The organism is Tabrizicola sp. (assembly GCF_030694085.1).
GTDB lineage: Bacteria > Pseudomonadota > Alphaproteobacteria > Rhodobacterales > Rhodobacteraceae > Tabrizicola.
In genome coordinates this window covers 95,978-121,945 of the sequence record NZ_JAUXZE010000093.1, presented here as the reverse complement: position 1 = coordinate 121,945, position 25,968 = coordinate 95,978, and the positions used below count along the sequence as shown (strand labels likewise).

The 25,968-nt window shown below is 66.1% G+C and carries 27 protein-coding genes; 9 read left to right on the top strand and 18 right to left on the bottom strand.

From position 1 onward, the window contains the following. Positions 1–89: 89 nt before the first annotated feature. Genes modC through Q8M85_RS21625 form a run of 4 tightly spaced genes read right to left on the bottom strand, consistent with a single transcriptional unit; the run spans position 90 to position 3,053 of the window. A complete protein-coding gene (gene modC / locus Q8M85_RS21640) occupies positions 90–1,172 on the bottom strand; it encodes a molybdenum ABC transporter ATP-binding protein (protein WP_305548608.1) in 1,083 nt (360 codons plus the stop codon). Then, positions 1,169–1,867, bottom strand: a complete 699-nt coding sequence (gene modB / locus Q8M85_RS21635) for a molybdate ABC transporter permease subunit (protein WP_305548606.1) — start codon at positions 1,865–1,867, stop codon at positions 1,169–1,171. The genes modC and modB overlap by 4 nt, the downstream gene beginning before the upstream one ends. Before the next feature lie 27 nt (positions 1,868–1,894). Next, complete coding sequence (gene modA / locus Q8M85_RS21630) at positions 1,895–2,638, bottom strand: molybdate ABC transporter substrate-binding protein (protein WP_305548604.1); 744 nt, start codon at positions 2,636–2,638, stop codon at positions 1,895–1,897. Positions 2,639–2,693: 55 nt separating this feature from the next. Further along, positions 2,694–3,053 (bottom strand): winged helix-turn-helix domain-containing protein, encoded by a 360-nt coding sequence (locus tag Q8M85_RS21625; RefSeq protein ID WP_305548602.1) that lies wholly within the window; start codon positions 3,051–3,053, stop codon positions 2,694–2,696. A gap of 105 nt (positions 3,054–3,158) precedes the next feature. On the opposite strand from Q8M85_RS21625, the gene Q8M85_RS21620 reads away from it, so the two are divergent. The 7 genes from Q8M85_RS21620 to Q8M85_RS21590 all read left to right on the top strand — a co-directional run bounded on the left by Q8M85_RS21620 (position 3,159) and on the right by Q8M85_RS21590 (position 10,386). Then, entirely contained in the window at positions 3,159–4,181 is a 1,023-nt protein-coding gene (locus Q8M85_RS21620; protein WP_305548600.1) for a substrate-binding domain-containing protein, read from the top strand. A 133-nt stretch (positions 4,182–4,314) separates the two neighbouring features. Continuing rightward, entirely contained in the window at positions 4,315–5,592 is a 1,278-nt protein-coding gene (locus Q8M85_RS21615) for an ABC transporter substrate-binding protein (RefSeq protein ID WP_305548598.1), read from the top strand. 106 nt (positions 5,593–5,698) lie between these two features. Next, a complete protein-coding gene (locus tag Q8M85_RS21610) occupies positions 5,699–6,649 on the top strand; it encodes a carbohydrate ABC transporter permease (RefSeq protein ID WP_305548596.1) in 951 nt (316 codons plus the stop codon). Then, a complete protein-coding gene (locus tag Q8M85_RS21605) occupies positions 6,646–7,479 on the top strand; it encodes a carbohydrate ABC transporter permease (protein WP_305548594.1) in 834 nt (277 codons plus the stop codon). Before Q8M85_RS21610 ends, Q8M85_RS21605 begins: the two co-directional genes overlap by 4 nt. A 4-nt stretch (positions 7,480–7,483) precedes the next feature. Continuing rightward, complete coding sequence (locus Q8M85_RS21600; RefSeq protein WP_305548592.1) at positions 7,484–8,485, top strand: ABC transporter ATP-binding protein; 1,002 nt, start codon at positions 7,484–7,486, stop codon at positions 8,483–8,485. Between the two features lie 60 nt (positions 8,486–8,545). Then, complete coding sequence (locus Q8M85_RS21595) at positions 8,546–9,331, top strand: ThuA domain-containing protein (protein ID WP_305548590.1); 786 nt, start codon at positions 8,546–8,548, stop codon at positions 9,329–9,331. Then, a complete protein-coding gene (locus tag Q8M85_RS21590; RefSeq protein WP_305548589.1) occupies positions 9,331–10,386 on the top strand; it encodes a Gfo/Idh/MocA family protein in 1,056 nt (351 codons plus the stop codon). The genes Q8M85_RS21595 and Q8M85_RS21590 overlap by 1 nt, the downstream gene beginning before the upstream one ends. 90 nt (positions 10,387–10,476) lie before the next feature. Here Q8M85_RS21590 and murD read toward each other — a convergent pair whose 3' ends face one another. Beyond that, positions 10,477–11,877, bottom strand: a complete 1,401-nt coding sequence (gene murD / locus Q8M85_RS21585; protein WP_305548587.1) for a UDP-N-acetylmuramoyl-L-alanine--D-glutamate ligase — start codon at positions 11,875–11,877, stop codon at positions 10,477–10,479. A gap of 131 nt (positions 11,878–12,008) precedes the next feature. On the opposite strand from murD, the gene Q8M85_RS21580 reads away from it, so the two are divergent. Further along, positions 12,009–12,794, top strand: coding sequence for an FkbM family methyltransferase (locus tag Q8M85_RS21580; protein WP_305548585.1), 786 nt, complete (start codon positions 12,009–12,011; stop codon positions 12,792–12,794). A 41-nt stretch (positions 12,795–12,835) separates the two neighbouring features. Here the strand turns inward: Q8M85_RS21580 and mraY are convergent, their stop codons facing one another. From mraY to Q8M85_RS21515, 13 genes are all read right to left on the bottom strand, one after another. After that, positions 12,836–13,918: a phospho-N-acetylmuramoyl-pentapeptide-transferase gene (gene mraY, locus Q8M85_RS21575; protein ID WP_305548583.1), complete on the bottom strand. Its 1,083-nt coding sequence runs from the start codon at positions 13,916–13,918 to the stop codon at positions 12,836–12,838. After that, a complete protein-coding gene (gene murF / locus Q8M85_RS21570) occupies positions 13,919–15,355 on the bottom strand; it encodes a UDP-N-acetylmuramoyl-tripeptide--D-alanyl-D-alanine ligase (RefSeq protein ID WP_305548581.1) in 1,437 nt (478 codons plus the stop codon). It lies immediately after the preceding gene. Next, positions 15,355–16,836: a UDP-N-acetylmuramoyl-L-alanyl-D-glutamate--2,6-diaminopimelate ligase gene (locus Q8M85_RS21565; protein WP_305548579.1), complete on the bottom strand. Its 1,482-nt coding sequence runs from the start codon at positions 16,834–16,836 to the stop codon at positions 15,355–15,357. The genes murF and Q8M85_RS21565 overlap by 1 nt, the downstream gene beginning before the upstream one ends. A gap of 12 nt (positions 16,837–16,848) precedes the next feature. Further along, on the bottom strand, positions 16,849–18,639 hold the full coding sequence (locus Q8M85_RS21560) for a penicillin-binding protein 2 (protein ID WP_305548577.1): 1,791 nt from the start codon (positions 18,637–18,639) through the stop codon (positions 16,849–16,851). Further along, on the bottom strand, positions 18,640–18,996 hold the full coding sequence (locus tag Q8M85_RS21555; protein WP_305548575.1) for a cell division protein FtsL: 357 nt from the start codon (positions 18,994–18,996) through the stop codon (positions 18,640–18,642). Continuing rightward, positions 18,997–20,019, bottom strand: coding sequence for a 16S rRNA (cytosine(1402)-N(4))-methyltransferase RsmH (gene rsmH / locus Q8M85_RS21550; protein ID WP_305548573.1), 1,023 nt, complete (start codon positions 20,017–20,019; stop codon positions 18,997–18,999). A gap of 4 nt (positions 20,020–20,023) precedes the next feature. Then, positions 20,024–20,527 carry a division/cell wall cluster transcriptional repressor MraZ gene (locus tag Q8M85_RS21545; RefSeq protein WP_305548571.1) on the bottom strand — a complete coding sequence of 168 codons (504 nt, stop codon included), beginning with the start codon at positions 20,525–20,527 and terminating at the stop codon, positions 20,024–20,026. Positions 20,528–21,183: 656 nt separating this feature from the next. After that, entirely contained in the window at positions 21,184–21,837 is a 654-nt protein-coding gene (locus tag Q8M85_RS21540) for a TetR/AcrR family transcriptional regulator (protein ID WP_305548569.1), read from the bottom strand. A 19-nt stretch (positions 21,838–21,856) separates the two neighbouring features. Further along, complete coding sequence (locus Q8M85_RS21535; RefSeq protein WP_305548567.1) at positions 21,857–22,309, bottom strand: glyoxalase/bleomycin resistance/extradiol dioxygenase family protein; 453 nt, start codon at positions 22,307–22,309, stop codon at positions 21,857–21,859. Between the two features lie 27 nt (positions 22,310–22,336). Further along, on the bottom strand, positions 22,337–22,936 hold the full coding sequence (locus Q8M85_RS21530) for a dihydrofolate reductase family protein (protein ID WP_305548566.1): 600 nt from the start codon (positions 22,934–22,936) through the stop codon (positions 22,337–22,339). A gap of 29 nt (positions 22,937–22,965) precedes the next feature. Further along, positions 22,966–23,343: a nuclear transport factor 2 family protein gene (locus Q8M85_RS21525; RefSeq protein WP_305548564.1), complete on the bottom strand. Its 378-nt coding sequence runs from the start codon at positions 23,341–23,343 to the stop codon at positions 22,966–22,968. Then, on the bottom strand, positions 23,340–23,813 hold the full coding sequence (locus tag Q8M85_RS21520; RefSeq protein WP_305548562.1) for a VOC family protein: 474 nt from the start codon (positions 23,811–23,813) through the stop codon (positions 23,340–23,342). Before Q8M85_RS21520 ends, Q8M85_RS21525 begins: the two co-directional genes overlap by 4 nt. Before the next feature lie 160 nt (positions 23,814–23,973). Then, positions 23,974–25,047 (bottom strand): Mrp/NBP35 family ATP-binding protein, encoded by a 1,074-nt coding sequence (locus tag Q8M85_RS21515; protein ID WP_305548560.1) that lies wholly within the window; start codon positions 25,045–25,047, stop codon positions 23,974–23,976. A gap of 249 nt (positions 25,048–25,296) precedes the next feature. Between Q8M85_RS21515 and Q8M85_RS21510 the strand changes: the two genes are divergently transcribed. Beyond that, positions 25,297–25,512, top strand: coding sequence for a DUF1127 domain-containing protein (locus Q8M85_RS21510; RefSeq protein WP_305548558.1), 216 nt, complete (start codon positions 25,297–25,299; stop codon positions 25,510–25,512). The last annotated feature ends 456 nt before the right edge of the window (positions 25,513–25,968 follow it).

Below are 25,968 nucleotides of genomic sequence, written 5' to 3'. Positions count from 1 at the left end.
ACGATGCAATGCGCGCATACAACCGAAGGTGAGCAGAGAGCCGCATCATGCCGGGTTTTCCAGCGCCCCGGCACTGCGCGGGTCGGCGCTCAGGCCGAATCAGGCGCGGGTCTGCCACCCACATCAGACTGCGCGACGGAGACGGATTTCAGCACCGCATGGACCGACAGCCCTGGCTGCAACTCCAGCATCTGAGCCGAGCGCCGCGTGACGCGCGCCAGCAGGAACTCGCCCCCAAGGTCAAGCCGCACCAGAACCCCCGGTCCCTGCCCCTCGTGCAGCGCCGCGATCCGGGCCGGAAGGATGTTCAGTGCCGACAGGCCCTTGGGCCGGTGCCGGGACAGGATCACATCCTGCGCCGCGATCCGCACCCGCAACGGCCGACCGACCGGCCCCGCGACATGCGGCAGCCACAGCGGCCCCGCCGCCGTCTGAAGCCGGGTCAGTCCGTCCGCCTCATGCGCGTCAATTCGTGCGGTCAGGACCGCCCCCGCATCGCGCAACCCCAGAAGCGCGGCCGTGCCAGGGTCAGACAGGATCTGGGCCGCTGGACCGACCGCCGCGATCCGCCCGGCCTCGACCAGGACGATTGTGGTCGCAAGCCGCGCCACCTCGGGCACGGAATGGCTGACATACAGGATCGGCAGGCCGGTCTCGTCGCGAAGCGCCTCGATGTAGGGCAGGATCTCGGCCTTCCGCGCCTCGTCCAGCGCGGCAAGCGGTTCGTCCATCAGCAAAAGCCGTGGCCGCGACAAGAGCGCCCGCCCGATGGCGACGCGCTGCCGTTCGCCCCCTGAAAGGGTGCCGGGTCGGCGATCAAGCAGGCCGCCGATGTCCAGAAGCGCGATGATCCGGTCCAGCCCCACGGGCGGATGCCGCCGGACGCGGGGGCCGTAGGTCAAGTTTTCTGCCACGGTGAGGTGCGGGAACAGTCTGGCGTCCTGAAAGACATAGCCCACTTCGCGCTTGTGCGGCGGCAGATCGTGCAACGCCGCCCCGTCCAGCATGATCCGCGCCTGATCGGGCCGCAGAAGGCCCGCCACCGCATTGACGATGCTGGTCTTGCCCGACCCCGACCGCCCGAACAGGCAGGTCAGCCCGCCCGGCAGGGTCAGGTCTACATCCAGCCCGAAATCGGGAAAGGCATGTGCCAGGCGGATCTCCAGCGTCATCGCCCGGCGATCCTTCTGGCCACCCGGCGCGAGAGCCATTCCGACACGGCCAGTGCCAGCATCGCCACCGCGACCGAGATCAGGACCAGCTGCAAGGCCGCGCCGTCGCCACCTGGCACCTGCAGGAAGCTGTAGATCGCTGTCGGCAGGGTCTGCGTCTCGCCGGGGATGTTGGCGACAAAGGTGATCGTCGCGCCAAACTCGCCCATCGCCTTGGCAAAGGCCAGAACTGCCCCGGCGATGACGCCGGGCAGGATCAGGGGCAGCGTTACCGTGGCAAAGACCACGACCCGCGAGGCACCAAGGGTCGCGGCGGCCTCTTCCAGTTTCGGGTCCACAGCCTCGATCGCCAGCCGGATCGCGCGGACGAGGAGCGGGAAGGCCATCACCCCGGCGGCCAGTGCCGCGCCGGTCCAGCGGAAGGCGAAGGTAAAGCCGAACCAGTCCCACAAGGCCGCCCCGACCCAGCCCTGCCGCCCGAAGGTCAGCAGGAGCAGGTAGCCCGTCACCACCGGAGGCAGGATCAGCGGCAGATGGACCAGACCGTTCAGCAGGCCATGCCCCGGAAAGCGCCAGCGGGCCAGCGCATAGGCGACCAGCACCCCCAGCGGCAAACTGACCAGCACCGCCACCAGCGACACGCGCAAGGACAGTGAAAGGGCGATCGCCGCCTCGGGGGGAAGCCAGTCAGTCATGCGCGGACGCTGCCATGCGGGTCCTGTTTACTGCAAGGGCAGGAAGCCGTTGGCCTGGAACACTGCTTGCGCAGCGGGGCCGGAGAGGTGGTCAAGGAAGTCCATCGCATCGGGTCCCGCCTCCAGGGTCAACGCGGCGGGATAGACGATGGGGGTGTGGCTCTCTGCCGGGAAACTGCCGATCACCGTCACGCTCGGCTCTGCCACCGCGTCCGAGGCGTAGACGATGCCCAGCGGCGCCTCGCCCAGGGCAACCAGGTGCAGGGCCGCGCGGACGTTCTCGGACTGCACGATGCTGGGTTCGGCCGCGACCCAAAGGCCCAGTGTCGCAAGCGCCTCCTTGCCGTATTGCCCGGCGGGCACCGCGTCGACCAGCGCCATCGCCAGCTTGCCGCCTTGCAGGAGGCCCGGAAGGTCAAGGCTGGCGTCAATGGTCACCGGAGCCGCCTGCCCATGCGCCACCAGCACCAGGCTGTTGCCAAGAAGGTCGCGGCGGGTCTCGGGCCGGATCAGCGCCTTGTCCTGAAGATCGTCCATCCAGGCCTTCGACGCGGAAAGGAACAGATCGGCTGGCGCGCCCTCGGCGATCTGCCGCGCCAGTGCCGGGGTGCCGCCATAGGAGAGGGTGACCCTGCTGCCGGTCCGAGCGGTCCAGTCCAGCGCGATCTGGTCCAGCGCCGTCTTCAGGCTGGCGGCGGCAAAGACCGTGACATCGGCCAGCGCGGTCTGGGCCGACAGGACCAGGGCAAGGACGGGAATGGCAAGGCGCATAGGGTCTCCGATATGTCTGGCGGACCATATGGACCGGGCCAAAGCCGGGCAAGCGTTATTTCCCACCAGACATATCGAGCATCGCCACCATCCGTGCGAGCTGCGGCGCCGCGGCAGTCTCGACCGCGTCAAGCATCGCCCGGTAGGCGGCCAGGACCTCCTGCCCCTCGGCAGTCAGCGTTGCCCCGCCACCACCCGCTCCGCCCCGGGCCGAAACCACCAGCGGGGCACGGAAGGCAGCGTTCATCTCTTCGACAAGTGCCCAGGCGCGCTTGTAGCTCATCCCCATCGCCCGGCCAGCGGCGGCGATCGAGCCGGACTCGGAAATGCGTGCCAGAAGTTCGCCCTTCCCCGGTCCGAAGACCAGCCGGTCGCCGAAGAGAAGCCGCAGACGCAGGGTGACAGTGTCGGACATGGACGCAGCATTGCGACGCAGGTCCGTCGTGGCAAGCCGCGCGGAAGATTTTGGTTGATTTTCCTATCCGAAATGTTTCGGATATGTTCCAAAGGGGTTTGACTCATGGCGACGCTGAAAGACATCGCGCGCGCGCTTGATCTGTCCATCACCCAGGTCAGCCGGGCGCTGAACGACCATTCCGACGTGAACGAGGAAACCCGGCTGCGCGTCAAGGCCACGGCGCGGGCGATGAACTATCACCCCAACGCCTCGGCCCGGAAACTGGTCTCGGGACGGTCGGGGATGGTCGGCCTGGTGGTGCCGCAGTATCGCAACATCGGCCAGGACCGCATCTTCATGGAGGTGGTGGCGGGGCTGTCCACCCAGTTTTCCGGTCGGGGCATGCAGTTCGTGCTGCACATGATGGCCGAGCAGGAAAACGCGCTGCCGGTCTACCAGAAGCTGATCGGCACCGCGATGCTGGACGGCTTCGTGCTGATCGACCCGATGGAACGGGACCCCCGGATCGACTTCCTGCGCAAGGCCGGGGTTTCGTTCGTGGTGCATGGCCGCAGCGGCAAGGTGATCGACTACCCGTATTTTGACATTGAAAATGAACAGCTTGCCTATGATCTGACCGCGCACCTTATCCAGCGCGGCCACCGGCGCATCGCCTTTCTGAACGGGATCGCTGATCGGTCCTACGTCACTGTGCGGGAACAGGGCTACATCCGGGCGTTGCGCGACGGGGGGGCCGAGGTCCTGCCGCACCTGCACTTGCATGGCGTCATGGACGAGGCGCACGGGTTGACCGACACGATCCGGCTTTTTTCGGGCGATGCGCCATGTCCCACCGCCATCGTCTGCGGCAACGTCCGTCTGGCGCGCGGGGTTTATCAGGGGTTGGAGGCGCTGGGGCTGTCGGTGCCCGGCGATGTTTCGGTCGTGGCGCATGATGACGAGCTGCCCGCGCTGCGCGCCTCGGCCTTCTTCCCGTCGCTGACGGTCACGAAATCCCCGCTGCGCGATAGCTGGGAGCCACTGGCCGACTGCCTGGCGGGGGCGATCGAGGGCAAGCCGCTTGGAACGCTCCAACGTCTGGGCAGCTACAGCTTCATCGAGCGGAACTCTGTCGCCAACCTCTGACGCCGGTGGCATCCACACGAATCGTTGACCGAAAGCGCTTTGGGGACTATGTTTTCCGAAACGTTTCGGGAAAACCGGGCGTTTTGCTACAGGAGATGGCACGCCACACCGGCGGCCTTTGGGAGGAAACCAAATGATCATCATGAAAGGCCGCGCACTCCGCGCGACCGCAACTGCCGCCATGCTTGCCGTCTTCGGCGCCCCGGTCGCGGCCGAAGAGCTGTTCTATGTCTCGGGCGCTGTCGGCAATGCGGTCGAGAACTTCAAGGCACTGGTCAAGCCGTGGGAAGAGGCGACCGGCAACACCGTGACGATGGTGCCGATGCCCGCGTCGACCACCGACCAGTTCGGCCAGTATCGCCTGTGGCTGGCCGCCGGTGCCGCCGACATCGACCTTTACCAGACCGACGTGATCTGGGCCCCGCAGCTGGCAGACCACTTCGTCGACCTGACCGAGGTCGCAAAGGATCTGGCACCGACCCACTTCCCGTCGATCATCGAATCGCAGACCGTGAACGGCAAGCTGGTCGCGCTGCCGATCTTCACCGACGCACCGGCGCTTTACTACCGCACCGACCTGCTGGAAAAGCACGGCAAGACCCCGCCGCAAACCTGGGCCGAGCTGACCGAGACCGCTCAGTTCATCCAGGATGCGGAACGCGCCGAGGGCAACGCCGACCTTTGGGGCTTTGTCTGGCAGGGCAACGCCTATGAAGGCCTGACCTGCAACGCGCTGGAATGGGTGAAATCCTTCGGCGGCGGACAGATTGTTGAAACTGACGGCACAATCAGCATCAACAACCCCAATGCCGTGGAAGCCCTTGAAACCGTCAAGGGCTGGGTCGGAACGATCAGCCCCGGGGGCGTTCTGGCCTATCAGGAAGAAGAGGCGCGCGGCGTCTGGCAGACCGGCAACGCCGTCTTCATGCGCAACTGGCCCTATGCCTACGGCCTGGGCAACGGCGACGATTCGGCCGTCAAGGGCAAGTTCGCCGTGACCACCCTGCCGATTGGCAAGGACGGCGACACCTCTGCGGCGACGCTGGGCGGCTGGAACGTTGCCGTGTCGAAGTATTCGACCAAGCAGGACGCCGCGATCAGCCTGGCGATGTATCTCGCCGGACCCGAGGCGCAGAAGCAGCGCGCGATCAACGAATCGAACCTGCCGACGATCGTCGCCCTTTATGACGACGCCGACATCGCCGCAGCGCAGCCGATCATCCCGCAATGGAAGGACGTGTTCCTGAACGCCGTTCCGCGCCCCTCGGCCCCGACGCTGGGCAAGTACAACGAGGTGTCGGCCAAGTTCTGGTCTGCCGTTCACAGCACCCTGTCGGGTGAAGGCTCGGCTGCCGAGAACCTGGAGCTTCTCGAAGTCGAACTGACGGACCTCAAGGGGTCGGGCTGGTAAGTCCTCCCGGACCTGACTGACCCCATCGGCGGGCGGCTTTCTTCACGGCGAGCCGCCCGCCTTTTCTAACCGGGTCTCGGAGGGGGACCCGAAAGGGGAGGGAATCATGGCAACAAATACCGGGGGGCTCAGCCTCTCGCAGCAACGGCAACGCGCGGCCTTCTGGTTTCTTGCGCCCATGCTGGCTGCACTGTTCTTCGTGGCCGCCTGGCCGCTGCTGCGCACGATCTGGTTTTCGCTGACCAACACCCTGTTGTCCGACCTTTACGGCGGCGAGTTCATCGGCTTTGACAACTATCTGTCCCTGCGCGTGCTGGAGAGCGGGCGCTGGATCTGGCGCGGGACGCTGGTCGATCCGGCCTGGTGGAACGCAGTCTGGAACACGGTGCGCTTCGCCTTCGTCTCGGTCCTGTTCGAGACGGTGCTGGGCCTGATCGTCGCCCTTGTCCTGAACGCCGAATTCAAGGGCCGTGGCTTTGTGCGCGCCGCCATCCTGATCCCCTGGGCCATCCCGACCATCGTGAGCGCGAAGATGTGGGCCTGGATGCTGAATGACCAGTTCGGGATCATCAACGACATCCTGCTGAGCCTGGGCCTGATCGACCAGAAGATCGCCTGGACCGCATCCGTCGACACCGCGATGTATGCCGTCCTGATGGTCGACATCTGGAAGACCACGCCCTTCATGGCGCTCTTGATCCTGGCTGGCCTGCAGATGGTCCCCCGCGACATCTACGAGGCGGCAAAGCTGGACGGCGTGAACCCGGTCAAGGTGTTCTTCAAGATCACCCTGCCCTTGATCCGCCCGGCCCTGGCCGTCGCGATCATCTTTCGCATGCTTGACGCGCTGCGCATCTTCGACCTGGTCTATGTGCTGACGCCCAACAGCGCCGCCACCAAGACCATGTCGGTGATCAGCCGCGAAAACATGATCGACTTCGACAAGTTCGCCTACGGTGCCGCGCAGTCGACCCTTCTTTTCGCGATAATCGCGGTCTTCGTCAGCCTCTACATCTGGCTGGGCAAGGTCGACCTTTCCGGGGAGGGCCAGAAATGAACGCCCGCAAGCTTCTGAACGACGTCGCCTTCTACGCGCTTGTCGTGGTGATCGTCGTCTTCTCGGTCTTCCCGTTCTACTATGCGATCGTCACTTCGTTCGCGACCGGGACCGAGCTTTTCAAGGTCAACTACTGGCCCAAGGCCTTCAGCTGGGCGAACTACGAATCCGTGCTGGGCGGGCGGAACTTCGTCCGCTCGATCTGGAACTCGGTCTTCATCGCGACGACCACCGTGGTCTTCGCGCTGTTCCTGGCCGTGACCGCATCCTACGCCCTGGCGCGGGTCCGGTTCAAAGGGCGGGGCCTTCTGCTGATGATGATCCTGGCGGTGTCGATGTTCCCGCAGATCGCCGTGCTGGCGGGCCTGTTCGAGCTTGTCCGCTTCCTGGGCATCTTCAACACGCCCTACGCGATGATCATGTCCTATGTGATCTTCACCTTGCCCTTCACGGTCTGGGTGCTGACCACCTTCATGCGGGACCTGCCGGTCGAGATCGAGGAAGCGGCCATCGTCGACGGCGCGACCCCCTGGATCATCATCACCAAGGTGTTCCTGCCGCTTCTCTGGCCCGCTTTGGTGACGACCGGCCTTCTGGCCTTCATCGGTGCCTGGAACGAATTCCTGTTCGCCCTGACCTTCACCAGTTCCGAGACGACCCGGACGGTTCCTGTGGCAATCGGCCTTCTGTCCGGCGCAAGCCAGCAGGAAATCCCCTGGGGTCCGATCATGGCGGCGAGCGTTATCGTGACCGTCCCGCTGATCATCCTCGTCCTCATTTTCCAACGCAAGATCGTCGCGGGTTTGACCGCGGGCGGCGTGAAGGGCTGACATCATGGCAAAGATCGAACTGAAGAACGTCACCAAGTCCTACGGCGCCGTGCAGGTGATCAAGGGCATCGACCTGACCATCGAGAAGGGCGAATTCATGGTCTTCGTCGGGCCTTCGGGCTGCGGCAAGTCCACGCTTCTGCGCCTGATCTCGGGCCTGGAAGAGATCACTACCGGCGACATGACCTTTGACGGAGAAAAGGTGAACAACCTGATCCCCTCCAAGCGTGGCATCGCGATGGTGTTCCAAAGCTACGCGCTTTATCCGCACATGAAGGTCTATGACAACATGGCCTTCGGGATGAAGCTGGACAAGACCAGCCCCGAGGAGATCCGCAAGCGCGTCGAATCCGCCGCGAAACTTCTGCAGATCGACCACCTGCTCGACCGCCTGCCAAAGCAGCTCTCGGGCGGCCAGCGCCAGCGTGTCGCCATCGGCCGCGCCATCGTGCGCGATCCGCGCGTGTTTCTTTTCGACGAACCCCTGTCGAACCTCGACGCCGCCCTGCGCGTCCAGACCCGTCTGGAAATCGCCAAGCTGCACCATTCGATGTCCAACGTCACGATGATCTACGTCACCCACGACCAGGTGGAAGCGATGACCCTGGCCGACCGGATCGCCGTGTTGCGGGACGGCAAGCTGGAACAGGCGGGCACCCCGGCCGAGCTTTACGAGAATCCGAACTCGCTCTTCGTGGCAGGTTTCATCGGCAGCCCGAAGATGAACTTCCTGACCGGGAAATTCGCCGCCGACCACGGCTGCACCACGCTGGGCGCGCGGTCCGAACACATCGAGGTCGTGGAGAACGGACCCTGGTCGGGCGAAGTCCTCCACGTTGAGGACCTGGGGTCCGACCACTTCCTCTTCGTGGAAATCGGCAGCGATGAGCCCGTCATCGTCCGCCGCCCCGGCAAGGCCAATATCGCGGTCGGCGCGAAAGTGTCGCTCGCGCCGCAGCCGGGCCACCTTTACCGCTTCGACGCCGACGGCATGCCCGTCCGCTGACCCCCTACCCCGCGCGCCCGGGACCGCCTGGGCGCGCATCCATCCTGAAGGAGACTACCCATGACCATCCGCGTCACCGTCTGGGGCGAGAACGTCCACGAACAGAAGAACAAGGTCGTGGCCGAGGTTTATCCCAAGACCATGCACGGCACGATTGCCGAGTTTCTGAACAAGGAAGACGGGATCACCGCGACGAGTGTCACCCTGCAAGACAAGGAGCATGGGATGACCGCGAAGAAGCTCGCGGAAACCGACGTCCTGATCTGGTGGGGCCATGCCGCCCACGGCGACGTCGATGACAAGATCGTCGAACGCGTGGCCGAGGCCGTCTGGTCCGGCATGGGCGTGATATTCCTGCACTCTGCCCACTTCTCCAAACCCTTCAAGCGCCTGATGGGCGCGCCCTGCAACCTGTCGTGGCGCGAAGCCGGGGAACGCGAACGGCTCTGGGTCACCAGTCGCCAGCACCCGATCGCCCGCGGCATCCCGGACCATTTCGACATCGAATACGAAGAGATGTATGGCGAGCCCTTCGGCGTGCCCGAACCGCTTGAAACCGTCTTCGTCAGCTGGTTCCAGGGCGGCGAGGTCTTCCGCTCGGGCCTGACCTACCGGCGTGGTGCGGGCAACATCTTCTACTTCCGCCCGGGGCATGAAACCTACCCGACCTACCATCAGCCGCTGGTGCAGAAGGTGATCTGCAACGGCGTCCGCTGGGCCTTCAACCCCGAGGCGCGACTGGCAAAACCCACCGATGCCCCGAACACCCCCATCGGCAAGACGCTGGAACCGCTGGAGGAACGCGGGCCGCGCCTGCACCATGACGGCGAGGAAGGGTACCGCTGATGCAGCCCGTCCGCGTCCTGATCCTTGGCACCGGCGGCATGGCGCGAAACCATGCCGAAGCCTTTGCGGCGATTCCGGGCGTCACCCTGGTCGCCGGGATCGACACCCGCTCCGAACAGCTGGGCGCCTTTCAGAAGGCGCACAACATCGCGCATGGCTTTGCCTCGGTGCAAGAGGCAATCGCCTGGGGGGAATTCGACGCGGTGACCAACGTCACCCCCGATGCCGCGCACTATGCGACCACCCTGCCCTTCCTGGCCTCAGGCAAGCATGTCCTGTGCGAAAAGCCGCTCGCGACCAACGCCAAGGACGCCGAAGAGATGACCACCGCGGCCGCCAAGGCGGGCGTGGTGAACATGGTCAACCTCAGCTACCGCAACGTGCCCGCGCTGCAACATGCCGCCCAGATGGTCCGCGACGGCGCCATCGGCACCATCCGGCATTTCGAGGCCTCCTACCTGCAAAGCTGGCTGACCCAGCCTGCCTGGGGCCATTGGGACCGCGAACCGCAATGGCTGTGGCGGCTGTCCACCAAGCATGGCTCCAAGGGCGTCTTGGGTGATGTCGGCATCCACATCCTCGACTTCGCCACCTTCATCGCCGGGATGGACGCGACGCAGGTCTCCTGCCTGTTGCAGACCTTCGACAAGGCGCCGGGCGGGCAGATCGGGGACTATGTGCTGGACGCCAACGACAGCGCGACCATGCAGGTCCGGCTGGCAAATGGCGCTCTGGGAACGGTCGCGGCGACACGCTTTGCGACCGGACATCTGAACGACCTGCGGCTTCGGCTTTACGGCCAGACCGGGGGTCTTGAAGTGACCTTCGAGAAGGCCGTCAGCCACCTGCGCGCCTGCCTGGGTGACGACATCCAGACCGGCACCTGGCATGACGTGGACTGCCCGCCCGTGCCGACGATCTATCAGCGGTTCATCGCCGCGATCCGTGGCGAAGGCCCCGCCGACCCGGACTTTGCGCGCGGTGCGGCCCTGCAACGGCTTCTGGACTGCGCGGTGGAGTCGGCCGACCAGGACGGAAAGCTGCTGGCGGTCTGACGGCCCGCTCTTCGATGCCCTTCGGGCACTCATCGCTGAGCTCACCCTCCGAGGAGTGCCCGAAGGGCTTAGACGAGGTGCGTCCTGGACCTAACCGATCAGCGCCTTGACCCGGGCGGTGAAATCCTCGCCGCGCTTCTCGAAGTTGGGATACTGGTCGAAACTTGCCGCGGCCGGGGCCAGTAGCACGACCTCCCCCGCCTGGGCCTCCTCGGCGGCGCGCGCCACCGCCCGCTCCATCGTCTCGCAGATCTCGTGCGGGGTGTCGCCGATCTGGAGCGCAAAGTCCCGCGCTGAATGGCCGATGAGATAGGCCTTCACCACCGATCCCAGCACCGGCCGCAACGCCGCGATCCCGCCGTCCTTGCCCAGCCCCCCGGCAATCCAGCGGATCTTCGGGAAGGCTTGCAAGGCCTTCGCCGCCGAATCCACGTTCGTCGCCTTCGAATCGTTCACGAACCGCACCCCGGCCCGCTCACCGACCAGCTGGCTTCTGTGCGGCAGGCCAGCAAACGACTGCAGTGCCCCCTCGATCAGCTTCGGTGCCAGCCCCAGCGACCGGCAGGCCGCATAGGCCGCGCAGGCGTTCTGGTGGTTGTGCGCGCCTGGCAACCCCTTGATCTCGCGCAGGTCGATGCTTGCCACCTGCCGACCCTTGCGCCACTCCGCCAGAAACCCTTTGCGGGCAAAGACCGCCCAGCCAAACTCGTCCAGCTTCTGGCCCGACGACACCCGGATTACCCGGTCATCCTGCGGCCCCTGCGCCAGCGCACCCGCCAGGAATCGACCCTCGACCTCGTCCACGCCGATCACGGCCCGGTCCGGCCCGCCCAGCGTGAAGAGCCGCGCCTTGGCCGCAAAATACCCGCCCATGCCGCCGTGCCGGTCCAGGTGGTCGGGCGACAGGTTGGTGAAGACCGCCACGTCCGGCGTCAGCGCGCGGGCAAGTTCGGTCTGGTACGAGGACAGCTCCAGCACCACCACCTCGCCATCCAACGGCGGATCGATGGCAAGAACCCCCGTGCCGATGTTCCCCGCCATCTGCGTCGGCTTGCCCGCCACGTCCAGAATGTGATGGATCAGCGCCGTCGTCGTCGACTTCCCGTTTGATCCCGTCACCGCCACGATCTTCGGCGGAGTCTCCATCTCGGCCCACTCGTCTCCGGCCGCGCTCTGGAAGAAAAGGCCGATGTCGTTGTCGACCGGGATCCCCAGCTCCAATGCCCGGGCGATGACCGGGTTCGGGGTGGGGTACAGATGCGGGATGCCGGGCGAGGTCACCAGGCAGGCCACCCCCTCCAGCGCTGCGTGCCGCGTCAGGTCGGTCAGGGCGAAGCCCTCCGCTTCGGCCTTGGCCCGCGCCTCGGGGCTGTCATCCCACAGGAGAGGCTCCGCACCCCCGGCGGCCAGGGCCGCTGCCGTCGCCAGACCCGACCGGCCCAGTCCCAGCACCGCAACCTTCTGCCCGTTGTAGCCCTTTACCGGGATCATGCGCCTGCCCCCAACCTGTTCGGGCACAGGGATAGGGGAGGATCGCGCAAAGGGAAAGAGGAGGCGGCTTCCGCTGACCGCCCCACCTGCTAATCTCTCCGTCAAAGCAAGGAGCCAAGAACGTGCAAACCATGCCGGTCTTTCCCCAGGCCGAGACCCGCTTCGGTCGGATGTTCACCCTGCAGGGCGATACCGTCATCGGCCGCGCGCTGCGGCTTTACGGCGAGTTCGCGGGGGACGAAGTCGACAGCATCCTCGCCCTCACCCGCGCCGGGGATCATGTGCTGGATCTGGGCGCGAACATCGGCTTTCACACGCTGGCGCTGGCCCGCACGGTGGGCCCGCAAGGCCGCGTTACCGCCATCGAGCCGCAGCGTTACTGCTTCCAGCTTCTGTGCGCCAATGTCACGCTGAACCAGGTGACCCATGTCCACTGCCTGCGCGCCGCTGTCGGCGACCAGCCGGGAACCTGCGCCGTACCGGTGAACGACCCCGCCACCCGCCACAACGCGGGCGCGACCGAGGTCTCGCTGACCCCCGGCAGCGGCGAGACGGACACGGTGCCACTGATCACCGTGGACAGCCTGGCCCTGCCGCGCTGCGACCTGATCAAGGTCGACACCGAGGGTTTCGAGGACCGCGTGGTCGCGGGCGGCCTGGGCACCCTCGCCCGGTTCCGGCCGGTCCTGTACATCGAGGTGCACGACCGCGAGAACCTTCAGCGCCTGGTTGGCCAGCTGAGGCCCCTCGGCTACGGCCTGACCCTGCACCACACCCGGTTCTACCGGGCGAAGAATCCGCATGGCGAAGCTGCGCAGATCTTCACCGCCACCGCCGGGGGAAGTGCCCTGATTGCCCTGCCGCAGGGCCGGACCCTGCCCCGGGGCCTGCCGGGAGAACTGCGGACAATCGGCTGAAGCGCAAGCGTAGGGTGGGCGATATCGCCCACCCTACCCACTCACCTGACTTTCAGTGTCGCAAGGCCGATCATCGCCAGGATCAGGCTGATGATCCAGAACCGGATCACGATCTGCGGCTCGGCCCAGCCCTTCTTTTCGAAGTGGTGGTGGATCGGCGCCATAAGGAAGATGCGTTTCTTGGTGCGCTTGTAGTAGAGGACCTGGATGATCACCGACAGCGCCTCGACGACGAACAACCCGCCGACGATGGCCAGCACGATCTCGTGCTTGGTGCAGACGGCGATGGCCCCCAGCGCACCGCCCAGGGCCAAGGACCCGGTATCGCCCATGAACACCGCCGCCGGGGGTGCGTTGTACCACAGGAACCCCAGGCCGCCGCCGAACAGGGCCGCCGAGAAGATCAGCAGTTCCGACGTCCCCGGCACATAGTGGACGTCCAGGTATTGCGTAAAGTCGACCCGGCCCACCGCATAGGCGATGATCCCCAGCGTGCCGCCCGCAATCATCACCGGCATGATCGCAAGACCATCCAGCCCGTCGGTCAGGTTGACTGCGTTCGCCGCTCCGACGATCACGATCATCCCGAAGGGCACGAAGAATATGCCAAGGTTCAGAAGCGCATCCTTGAAGAAGGGGAAGGCCAGTTCATTCGTCAGCTCGGGCGGGTGGAACATCGAGGCCGCATAGGCCGCCAGCGCCGCGATCAAAAGGCCCAGTCCCATCCGCACCTTGCCCGAGACGCCTTTGGTGTTCTGCTTTGTCACCTTCGCATAGTCGTCGGCAAAGCCGATCAGCCCGAAGGCCAGCGTGACCAGGATCACGATCCAGACGAAGGGATTGTCCAGACGTGCCCAGAGCAGCGTCGAGACCATCAGCGCCGACAGGATCAGAAGGCCGCCCATCGTCGGGGTCCCGGCCTTCGACAGATGCGACTGCGGGCCGTCGTCGCGGATTGGCTGGCCTTTGCCCTGTTTTCTGCGCAGAAGGTCGATCAGCGGGCGACCGAACAGGAACCCGAAGAGCAGAGCTGTGACAAAAGCTCCGCCCGCGCGGACGGTGATATAGCGGAAAAGGTTGAACACCCCACCGCCATCGGAAAACTCGGCAAGCCAGTAAAACATCTAGACGATCCCTTCTTTCGGGCTCGCGGCCTGCCCCATTTTCCGCAGAACGTCAACGACGAGGCTGACCTTTATCCCCTTCGAGCCCTTGACCAGCAGGATGTCCCCCGCGTCGATCAGGCTGCGCACCCGCGGCGCCAGTTCCGCCGCTGTCTCGACCCATTCCCCGCGCTGCAGGCGTGGCAGGGCCGCATGCAGCGCCTTCATCCTGGGACCGACGCAATGGATCACATGCACCTCCGACAGGCCCGGATGCCGGGCAATCGCCGCGTGCAACTCGCCCTCGGTCGGACCCAGTTCCAGCATGTCGCCCAGGATCGCGATCCGGCGGCCGCCACCGACGCGGCCGATCCCGTCGGTCGGCCGGGCCGCGATCAACACGTCCAGACTTGCGGCCATCGAGGCCGGGTTGGCGTTGAAGGCGTCATCGATCAGGTCGAAGAAGGTCTCCTCGACGATATCCAGCGTGATCCGCTCGCGCTGCCCGCGCCCTGGCGGAGGCGCCCAGCGCCCCAGGTCATGCGCCGCGATCATCGGGTCCGCCCCCAGCGCCTCGGCCACCGCCAGCGCACCCAGTGCATTCACCGCAAAGTGGCGGCCAGGGGACGAGACCTTGAACAGCACCGGCTCGCCGCGTCGCGTGGCCTGGCAGACGGTCGCCTCATCGGCGATCCGGGCCGACAGCAGGCGGTAATCCGCCCCCTCGACCGCGCCGAAGGCCACCGGCGTCGCTCTTACCGCTTCGGCCTGTGCCCGCAGGATCGGCGCTGTCGCGATATCGGCGTTGTAGACCGCCACACCGCCCGGCACCAACCCGTCGAAGATCGAGGCCTTTTCATGCGCGATACCCTCGACGCTGTCGAAGGCCTCCAGATGTGCCGGGGCGACCGTGGTCACCATCGCCACATCCAGCCGCGCCAGCCGCGCCAGGGGCGCGATCTCGCCCGGATGGTTCATCCCGATCTCGATCACCGCGAAATCCGCGTCCTGCGGCATCCGCGCCAAGGTCAGTGGCACCCCCCAGTGGTTGTTGTAGCTGGCTTCCGCGGCGTGGGTCCTGCCCTGCCCCGCCAGGATCGCCCGGAGCATCTCTTTGGTCGAGGTCTTCCCGACCGACCCGGTAACGCCGACCACGCGTGCCCTGGTCCGCGCACGCGCAAAGGCCCCCATCGCCTCCAGCGCCTTCAGCACGTCAGGCACCAGAAGAAGCGGCGCATCCGGCGCCACGCCCTCTGGCACGCGACTTACCAGCGCCGCCGCCGCACCCTTTTCCAGCGCCTGGGCCACGAACTCATGCCCGTCCCGCACGTCCTTCAGCGCCACGAACAGATCGCCCGGTTGCAGCGTCCGCGTGTCGATGGACACGCCCGAGGCCGCCCAGGCCTTCGTCACCTGCCCGCCTGTCGCCTGGGCCGCGTCGGAAGATGTCCACAGCATCAGATCACCCCATCCAGCGCGGCCACGGCGACCGAAGCCTGTTCCACATCGTCGAAGGGATAGATGTCCGTCCCGATCACCTGTCCGCTTTCATGCCCCTTGCCGGCGATCAAGAGAGCGTCTCCCGGCAGCAGCGCATCCACCGCCCGCAGGATCGCCTCGGCCCGGTCGCCGACCTCGTTGGCCTCGGGGCAGGCTTCCAGGATCGCCGCGCGGATCGATGCAGGGTCCTCGGTCCGGGGATTGTCGTCGGTCACGTAAAGCACATCGGCATGGGCCTGCGCCGCCGCCCCCATCAGGGGTCGCTTGGTGCGGTCCCTGTCGCCGCCCGCGCCGAAGACGACGATGATCCGCCCCATCACATGCGGCCGCAGCGCCCGCAACGCCGTCTCCAGCGCATCCGGCGTATGGGCATAGTCCACATAGACCGCCGCCCCGTTCCTGCGCGTCGCGGCCAGCTGCATCCGGCCCCGGACCCCGGTCAGGCGCGGCAGCACCGCCAGAACCGCTTCCGGCGCATCTCCCGCCGCAATCGCAAGCCCCGCGGCCACCGCCACGTTCTCGGCCTGAAACGCCCCGATCAGCGCCAGACGCGTCTGGAAGGCGCGGCCCTGCCACAGATAGCGCACCTCCTGTCCGGTCGGATCGGGCCGGGTCGCGGCAATCTGCAGATCCGCCCCCTGACCCTTGCCGACCGTCAGCACCCGCAGCCCCCGATCCAGCGCCAGTTCGGCCATCTCGGAGCCCTTGGCACCGTCCAGGTTCACCACGGCTACCCCATCCTCGGGCAGCAAACGGGTGAACAACTGCGCCTTGGCCTCGAAATAGGCCGCCATCGTGCCGTGATAATCCAGGTGATCCTGCGTCAGGTTGGTGAAGCCCGCAGCCCGCAGCCGCACCCCGTCCAGCCGCCGCTGGTCGATCCCGTGGCTTGAGGCCTCCATCGCCGCATGGGTCACCCCCCCGGAAGCCGCCGCTGCCAGAAGCTTCTGCAGGGTCACCGGGTCTGGCGTCGTGTGCCCGGACGGAGCCGACCAGGCCCCCTCGATCCCCGTGGTGCCGATGTTGATCGCCTCATGGCCCAGGGCGGTCCAGATCTGCCGGGTGAAGGTCGCGACGGAGGTCTTGCCGTTGGTCCCCGTCACCGCGACCATCACCTCGGGCTGCGCGCCGAACCACAGGGCCGCCGCACAGGCCAGCGCGGCGCGGGGGTCCTCGGCCACCACCAGCGCCACGTCGCTGTCGGCCAGCACCGCGCCCGCAAGCTTAACGCCTTCGGCATCGGTCAGCACTGCCGCCGCACCCTGCTCCAACGCCGCGCCGATGAACCTGGCTCCATGCACCGCTGTCCCCGGCAACGCGGCGAACAGCATCCCCGCCCGCACCGCCCGGCTGTCCGCCGTCACCCCCGACAGCGCCGGATCGCGCCCCGCCCGGGCCGTCAGGCCCAGATCGGATAGCCGAGTCGCGCGCGCTGTCATGGCAAACTCCCGTCAGTTGCTGGCGGCTGTTACCGCATCCACCGCGACAGGTTCAAGCTTGGGCCGCAACCCCATCAACGGAGCGACGCGCCGGATGATCTCGGAGGCGACCGGCACCGCGGTCCAGCCCGCAGTCCGCCGCGTCTGCGACAGGGTGTCGTCCTGCGGCTCGTCCAGGGTCACGATCAGCACATACTGGGGATTGCTGGCGGGGAAGATGGACGCAAAGGTGTTGACCACCTTGTCGTCATAGTAGCCGCCGGACTTCTTCGGCTTGTCCGCCGTCCCGGTCTTGCCCGCGACCTCATAGCCCGGCACCTCGCCCAGGGACGCCGTGCCCTCGGTCACCACGCGGCGCAGCATCGCGACCGAGTCGAACGCGGTCTTCTCGCTCATCACCCGGACGCCGGTCGTCGGCCCTTCGCGCTTCAGCAGGGTGGGCTTGATCGCAACCCCACCGTTGGCAATCGCGGCATAGGCCGCCGCCAGGTGCAGCGGGCTGGCCGACATGCCGTGGCCGTAAGAGGTGGTGATCGTCACGATCTCGGGCCATTTCTTCGGGATCAGCGGACGGGCGCCGGGGGCTTCGATCAGCTCGACCGGCGTCGGCTCGAAGAACCCGAGCGACTTCAGGAAAGCCTGCTGCCGCAAGGGACCGATCATCAGCGCGATATGCGCCGTCCCGACGTTCGAGGACTTGGAGATGACGTCGGTGACCGACAGCAGCGGGCCATAGTTCTTGCCCTCGAATTCCTTGATCTTGTGCCGGCCCCAGATCATCGGCGCATTGGCGTCGACCATCGTCTCGGGCCCGACAAGACCCAGGTCCATCGCCTGCGCGACAGCAAAGATCTTGAAGGTCGAGCCAAGCTCGTAAACCCCCTGGACCGCGCGGTTGAACAATGGGCTGTCGCCGGGTTCGGCGGTCTTGTCGACCAGGGGATTGGGCCGGTCGTTCGGATCAAAGGTGGGCAAGGACGCCATCGCCAGGATCTCGCCGGTGCGCGCATCCATCAGAATCGCCGCCGCGCCCTTGGCATTCAGCATCTTCATTCCGGCGACCAGCACTTCCTCGATGGTGGATTGCAGCGTCAGGTCGATCGACAGCGTCAAGGGCTTGCCGCCCTGCGCAGGGTCGCGAAGCCGCGCATCCATCGCCTTCTCGATCCCCGCCACGCCGATCACTTCGGCGGAATGAACACCTTCCGCGCCAAAGGAGGTTCCGCCAAGGATATGCGCCGCCAGCATCCCGTTCGGGTACAGCCGCATTTCGCGCGGGCCAAACAGCAGGCCCGGATCGCCGATCTCGTGGACCTTCTGCATCTGTTCGGGGCTTAGGACCTTTCTGATCCAGACAAAGCTGCGCCCATCGGTGAACCGCCGCTCCAGCGCCTTGGCATCCAGTTCGGGGAAAAGTTCGGCCAGATTCTGCGCGGTGCCTTTCGGATCGACCATCACCTTCGGATGCGCATAAAGCGCATGGGTCGTCATGTTGGTGGCCAGAACCCGACCGTTGCGGTCGGTGATGTCGGCCCGCTGGGCGATGATCTCGGCGCCCGGCGCACTTGCCCGGGGCTCCATCGGTTCCGTCGCCGCCATCAATCCCATCCGCGCGCCGATCGCCCCGAAGGCAATGACGAAGCTTGCACACAGTATCAGCAGGCGGAACTGCGCCCGCCCCCGTGCCTTTTCCCGCAGCGCCTCATGCCGAAGCTTCAGGTTCTCTTTTTCGATCGTGTCGGGGTTCAGACCCTCCTGCCGGGCCTGCAGGATGCGGGCAAGGGGACGCAGGGGTGTGCGCATCTAAAGTCCCTCCGCTTCGGAAGAGATCGTGCCCTGGACATCCTGCGTGAAGCTGATGTCGGGCAGTTTCGGGGTTGGATAGGCGACCTGAGCGGCGGTGCCGAACTGCGATGGCTCCATCGGCAACAGGCCCAGCCGGTCGAAGTTGACCGTCGCCAGGTCCCGCAGCCGGTCCGGGCGGTTCAAGTAGGCCCATTCCGCCTTCTGCACCGTCAAGGCCTCGTGCAGGCCGACGATCTGGCGTTGCAGCGCCTCGACCTCTTTCAGCGCGGCCTGGGTCGCATAGTTCTCGCGGTAGGCCCAGAAGCCAAGGGCGATCAGGGCCAGGAAGGAAAGCACATACAAAACGGGGCGCATCTAGCGGCGGCCTTTCTTCTGGATTTCCGGCAGGCCAAGCTCAGCCGGTGCAAGCGTCTTGGCGGGGGCCTGGGTCCGCCGACCGACCCGCAGCTTCGCCGATCGTGCGCGCGGGTTGCGGGCCACTTCGGCCTCGTCCGGGGCCACCGCCTTGCGGGTGACCATCTCGAACCGCGCGGTGGTGTCGGCCTTTGCGGGGGCATAGCGATTGGCGTTCGGGTCCTGTCCGCTGGCAAGCTGGAAGAACCGCTTCACGATCCGGTCCTCAAGGCTGTGGAACGTCACCACGGCCAGAAGCCCCCCCGGCTTCAGCGCGCGTTCGGCGGCGTTCAGGCCCTCGGCAAGCTCCTGGAATTCGGTGTTCACCGCGATGCGGATGGCCTGGAAGCTGCGCGTCGCGGGATGCGACTGCCCCGGCTTCGGTCGCGGCAGGCACTTCGACACGATCTCGGCCAGCTTCGCCGTGGTCTGGATCGGCTCGACCGCCCGCGCCGCGACGATGGCATGGGCGATCCGGCGCGAGGCGCGCTCCTCGCCGTAGTGATACAGGATATCGGCCAGCACACCCTCGTCCGAGGTGTTCACCAGGTCTGCCGCGCTTGGCCCGGACTGGCTCATCCGCATGTCGAGGGGTCCGTCCTTCATGAAGGAAAACCCGCGCTCGGCCAGGTCCAGCTGCATCGAGCTGACCCCAAGATCCAGGACGACCCCATCCAGCGGCTCCCCCGCCAGATCGTCAAGGTCCGAGAAGGTCCCCGCCACCAGCCGCACCCGGTCGCCGTAAGGCGCAGCCCAGTCGGCGGCCATCTTCAGCGCCAAGGGATCGCGGTCTACCCCGATCACCCGATCCGCGCCCGCCTTCAGCAATTCGCGGGTGTATCCACCGGCCCCCAGGGTCCCGTCCAGCCAGACGCCGGAAACGGGCGCACACTCCCGCACAATCGCCTCGATCAATACCGGAACATGGGGATCATCACTGGACGGGCGGCCAGTTTCGGGAGACCGGCGCAGCGGACCCTTCATCGGCCTACCCCGTCCGCTTGTGCTTCCCGACCAGCGTCAGCGGGTCGATCTCGTCGTCGTCTTCGGCTTCCAGCTCGGCCTCGTAGACCTCGCGGCGATAGAGGCGGAAGCGGTTGGTGAAGCCGGCGAAAGCCGCCTCGGCCTCGCCCGGCAGATCGCCCGCGAAACCCATCTTCTCGCGCACGCGCTGCGGCAGGACGATGCGGCCATCGGCGTCGATCTCGACCATCACCGACCGGCTGATCAGGTCACGCTCGGCCCGCACCCGTTCCGGCGAGCCCATGTCCATCGCCTCGATATCCTCGGCCAGCCGGTCCGCGCCCTGCTTGGAATAGCACTCGACGAAATTCCGCGACTTGCCGCCGTAGACCATGTACAGCCGCGCGCCGCCCTTTTCGCCCTTCTGGGGGTCATCCGCGTTCAGAACGGCACGAAAGGCCGCCGGGATCGAGACCCGCGCCTTCCCGTCTACCTTCTGGTAGAACTCGCCTCTGAACGCCTCTGCCATCGCCTGGCCTTTTCAATTCCACGTCAGTCCCGAAGCGATGAAATGAAAAAGGCGGACCGGGTTGCTGCCACTACCCGATCCGCCGCTGTCCCATCGCTGGGCGTCCAGCTACGCGCGCCACCTGGGGGAGATGTCTGCTCGCTCGCGCGCCGGATCTATACGTCCGATGAAAGGGGCTGCCTGTATGAAGCTGCCTTACGCCTGTTCGGGGTCTTTAGTCCGCCCCTGACTTTCACTTGCCCATCTCATCGTCGTGAGCTGAACTTGAATGGGATTGCATGGGAAAGCAAGGGAAAAGTTGGGACAGGGTGGGCCCGATCTTGTGTTAAGACGGCCTGAAACCCAGTATCTTGTGGTGCGAGATCGGTGGATTTCTCAACCAATAGGGAGTTTGCTGACTGAATTCCCCTACATCTTGTGAAGGCGTCACAGGCAATGACAGTCCCGTGATCTCCCGAGAAATTTCGCGATAGGCGCGTGAACTGCGGAAACCGCAGGGAAGTTCCGGCGAATCTGCCTGAATCACCTCGCGGAGAACAGCTTTGACCCGCCGTTTCCCACGATTTCCCGTGGCATGTGATTCGAAGTCCTCACGCAGCGACACGTCCCAGGGCTTTTGCCAACCCGCAAGGTCCCGGGTCAGGCCCGGGACGGGGTCACCGCTTGACGGGCCTGCCGAACAGAAGCCGCAGGTAGCGCTCCAGATGGTCAAAGGCGGCGCGCGCGGGGGCTGGGTCGTTCAGCGCCTTCGCCAGGATGATCCCGCCCTGGGTGGCGACCTGGAACTGCTGCGCCAGGCTTTCCGCCGTCACCCCCGGCACCGGTTGCGCGGCAAGAGCCTCCTGCAGGTGCGGCAGGACATGGGCAAAGCCAGACCGGATGCTGCGTTCGGCCGCCTCGCGCATCGGGGGTGAGCTTTCATAGGCCTCCTGCACCGTCGTGCCCGCCACGCAGGAAAACTCTGCCAGCGGCTGACCCAGAATCTCGCGCCGCAGGTCAAGGTAGGCCAGGACCCGATCCAGGGGATCGGGCAGCGTGTTATAGGGATGGGCGGCAAACATCGCCCCGGTCATCTGCGTCCAGTCCTCGACCAAAGCGACGCCCAGCGCCTCCTTGCTGGCGAAGTGGTGGAAGAAGGCCCCCTTCGTCACCCCCGCCGCCGCGCACAGCTCGTCCACCGAGGTCGCGGCAAAGCCCTTGTGGCGCACAAGGCTTCGCGCGGCCTCGATCAGCCGCGCGCGCGCCTCACCCCTGGGAACGCGAACGGGGGGAACGGGAACGGGAACGGGAACGGGGGACGCTGCGGTCACTCTGGCACCGGGGTAAACATCACCCCTTGTCCCAAAGAGCGGGATCAGGTGTCAACACCGCCCATTTCACCCCGAACGGATCGGAAAGCAGCCCCCAGGTATCGCCCCAGAACTGCCGCTCGAAGGGGGCCACCACCGCGCAGCCCGCCGCCACCGCCCGGTCCCACCAGGCCTGCCCGTCGGGCACCACCAGTTGCAGGTGGCCCTGCGGCATCGGGTTGCCCGTGGCATCGACACTGGACATGCCGCCCTCGTCGGTCAGCATCAGCGCGCCGCCGTTGATCGCGACCTGGACATGCATGAAGCCTGGCTTGTCTGGATAGGGCATCCGGCCGATGTCCTTGGCGCCGAAGGCCTTCACATAGAAGTCCGCCGCTTCGCCCGCCTTTCCGGGCATCGCGAAATAGGGGATCACGCCTTGCATGATCCGGTCGTCCGGGCAGTAACGCTGGTCGGCTGGTGTGTCGTTCATGATTTCCTCCCTTGGATGTGCTTCGCTTCAGAAACTTCCGGTGCGCATCGCGCCGGCGGGCTTGTAGGTCGAGACGACCACGCCCGAGGGCGTCGCCCTGCTGTCCGCCAGCTTCAATTCCGACGGCTGCACCAGATCCGAGAAGATGCGCTTGCCCCGCCCGATCAGCACCGGGAAGACCAGCAGCACCACCTCATCCGCCAGCCCCTCGGCAATCAGCAGCGGCGTCAGGGTCGAACTGCCCCAGACGATCAGGTCGGGGCCGCCCGCGCCCTTGACCCTGCGGATGCCTGCCACGATGTCCGCGCCCAGGCTCTCGACCGGCCCCCAGGCCAGACTGTCCGGCCGGTGGGTCGCCACGAACTTTCGTGCGCCGTTCAGGCTGTCGGCCATCGGGCCTGTCTGCTTCGGCCAGTAGCCCGCAAAGATGTCATAGGTCGTCCGGCCCAGCAGAAGATCGAAACCAACCCCCTGTGCCGCGTCGATCGCCCCGCCTGCCTCGTCGCCGTGATGGGGAAAGGCCCAGCCGCCATAGTCGAAGCCGTTGGTCAGATCCTCCTCCGGCCCGCCAGGGGCCTGGATGACCCCGTCCAGCGAGATATGCTCGATGATCCTGATCGTTCGCATCCGTCTTGTCCTTTCGATACCGCGTCGCGTCACGATGCCTGCGGCACCGGAAACGAGTGATGTTCGTGCTCGACCACCCAGCGCCCGTCGACGCGCCGAAGGCCCATCGTCAAGCGGCCCGCAGGCGCATCATCGGTCGTGCAGCGCAGGATGGCCCGGACCCAGCCCACGTCCTCGCCCGCGACGATGTGGGTTTCCAGCAGGTCGAACCGACGAGAGCCTTCGTCGCCGAAATAAAGCGTCCAGGTGTCGCGATAGGCGTCGATGCCCTTGGCTTGCAACGGCGCGGGCACGTCGAACATCACGATATCGGCGCTGCGGCCCTGGACCGCACCGTTCAGATCATGGGCGCGGACCGCTGCGGACCAGGCGCCCAGCATCTGTTCGATCTCTGCCCGGGCCGTCATGCCTGCACCGCCCGCACCGCCGCCTCGATCGCCGCGATGTCGATCTTCGACTGCTTCATCATCTCGCCCATCGCAGCCGCCGCGACCTTGGGGTCCTTGTTCATCGTCAATTCCGACAGCCGTCGCGGAAAGACCTGCCACGAGACGCCGAAACGGTCCTTGAGCCAGCCGCAGGCGCTTTCCTCGCCGCCTTCGGTCAGCGCATCCCACAGCCGGTCGGACTCAGCCTGATCGTCCGTCTCGACGCTGATCGACACGGCCTCGGTCAGCGTGAAGTGCGGACCCGCGTCAAGGATCTGGTAGGGCGTTCCGGCCAAGGTGAAGTCCGTCACCGAGAACGGCCCCATGCCGGCATCGGCACCAAAGCTGCGCTCGACCCGGCTGTTGGGAATAAGGTCGCAATAGAAGGCCGCCGCCTCGGGGCCGCGTCCGTCGCGGAACCACAGGCAGGTGCGAATGTTGTGGGCCATCTTCCCTTCCTCCTTCAGGACATGCGGTCGACCTGGCGACTCGCTGAGTATCGCCAAAGAATACCGACCAGTTGGTATGTAATCAACCAAAACCTGCCCCGAAAGCAAAAACCCGCCACGAGGGGCGGGTTTCCGGTCGATTGGGAAAGGGGTGGACGGGTCAGCCCATCCCGCCCGCGATCAGCCGGTCGGCCAGTGCCAGATAGGGCGCGGCCAGCGGACCGTCCGTCGCCGCGATCGGCGTGCCCGCATCGCCCGCCACCCGCACATCCAGCGCCAGCGGCAATTCGCCCAGGAACGGCAGGTCCAGCTTCGCCGCCTCGGCCGCCACCCCGCCGTGGCCGAAGATATGCGCCTCATGCCCGCAGTTCGGGCAGATGTAAGTCGACATGTTCTCGACCAGCCCCAGCACCGGCGTCTTCAGCTTCGAAAACATGTCCAGCGCCTTGCGCGCATCCAAAAGCGCCACGTCCTGCGGGGTGCTCACCACAATCGCCCCGGTCAACTGCGTCCGCTGGCACAGCGTCAGCTGCACATCCCCCGTCCCGGGCGGCAGGTCGATGATCAGGACATCCAGCTTGCCCCAGGCCACCTGCCCCAAAAGCTGCTGCAGCGCCCCCATCAACATCGGCCCGCGCCAGACCACGGCCTCGTCCTCCTTCAGCATCAGGCCGATCGACATCATCGTCACCCCATGCGCGACCAGCGGCTCGATGATCTTGCCATCGGGCGAGGACGGCCGCTTCGACACCCCCATCATCTTCGGCTGGCTTGGCCCATAGATATCAGCGTCCAAGAGCCCCACGCGTCGCCCCCGCCGCGCCAGAGCCACCGCCAGGTTCGACGCGACCGTGGATTTCCCCACGCCGCCCTTGCCACTTGCGACCGCGATGATCCGGTCGATCCCCGAGATCCTTTGCGGCCCGCCCGCTTGCGGCGTCGGATGCTGGCCGATCTTCAGACCGGGCGGGGCCGCCTTCGCCGCCGGCCCATGCGCCGTCATCACCACCTGCACCGAGGTCACCCCCGGCACCGCCTTCAGCTTCGCCTCTGCCTCGGCCTGCGCCGGGGCCAAAGCGCGCGCCTCGTCAGGCGTTGCCGCCTCGATCACAAAGCGCACGACACCCCCGTCGACGGTCAGCGCCCGAATCAGATCCCGACCGACAAGATCGCCGCCGCCAGGGTGCCCGACCCCCGCCAGGACCTGCATCACATCGTTCCGATCCACCGCCATCGTTTCAACTCCGCTGAAGATTTGCACTAAGGTCGTAGCGTTTCAGCGGAAGGGCAAGGTCCGTTGACCAAACGCTCAAAAATTCCGCGAAGACCTTAATAAATCATGACATTTCCGTGACCACAGCCATGCGTATACTGCATGGCAGCATTGCCGAGACCCAGTATTGTGCATCTGCAGCATGAGGTCCATGTTACCCCTAACAGCGCGACAGAACGTTGCTGACCAAACTGAAGAGGCTTGAGTGACATGGCTTATGTGAACACCACCCGCTACGCCCGCAAGGGTTTTGCCGACCGCCTGGCGTATCTGAAGGACGCTGTCCTGACCGCGATCACCCAGCGCCGCGTCTACGCGCAGACGGTTGCCGAACTGAACGCACTGACCGACCGCGAGCTGACCGATCTGGGCATCTCGCGCCTGCGGATCACCGAGATCGCCCGCGAGGCGGCCTACGGCAAGTAAGATTTCGTCCGGGTCCGTCCTCCTCCCTGGACCCTGACGATTGCGGCGATGCCCCTCCTCCTCCCTGGGCAAAGCCGCGCCTTCCTCGGACCTTGCGGTCCAACCTGATCTGACGCCTCTCCTCCTCCCTGGCGTCTGATACTGCGGCGGGACCAACCCTCCTCCCTGGTCCCGCCGCGCAAACCATCCCAAGGCCCCACCTCCTCCCGGGCCGACAGGACCAGCGACGGTGCCAACCCTCCTCCCCGGCACCGTCGCCCCCAATTCCGGGCCGCAAAGGCCCAACGACATCGGGCGCCCACCTCCTCCCGGGTTGCCTGGTACTGCGGCGGCGCCTCTCCTCCTCCCTGGCGTCGCCGCGCAAACCATCCCAAGGCCCCACCTCCTCCCGGGGCCGACAGGACCAGCGACGGTGCCAACCCTCCTCCCCGGCACCGTCGCCCCCAATTCCGGGCG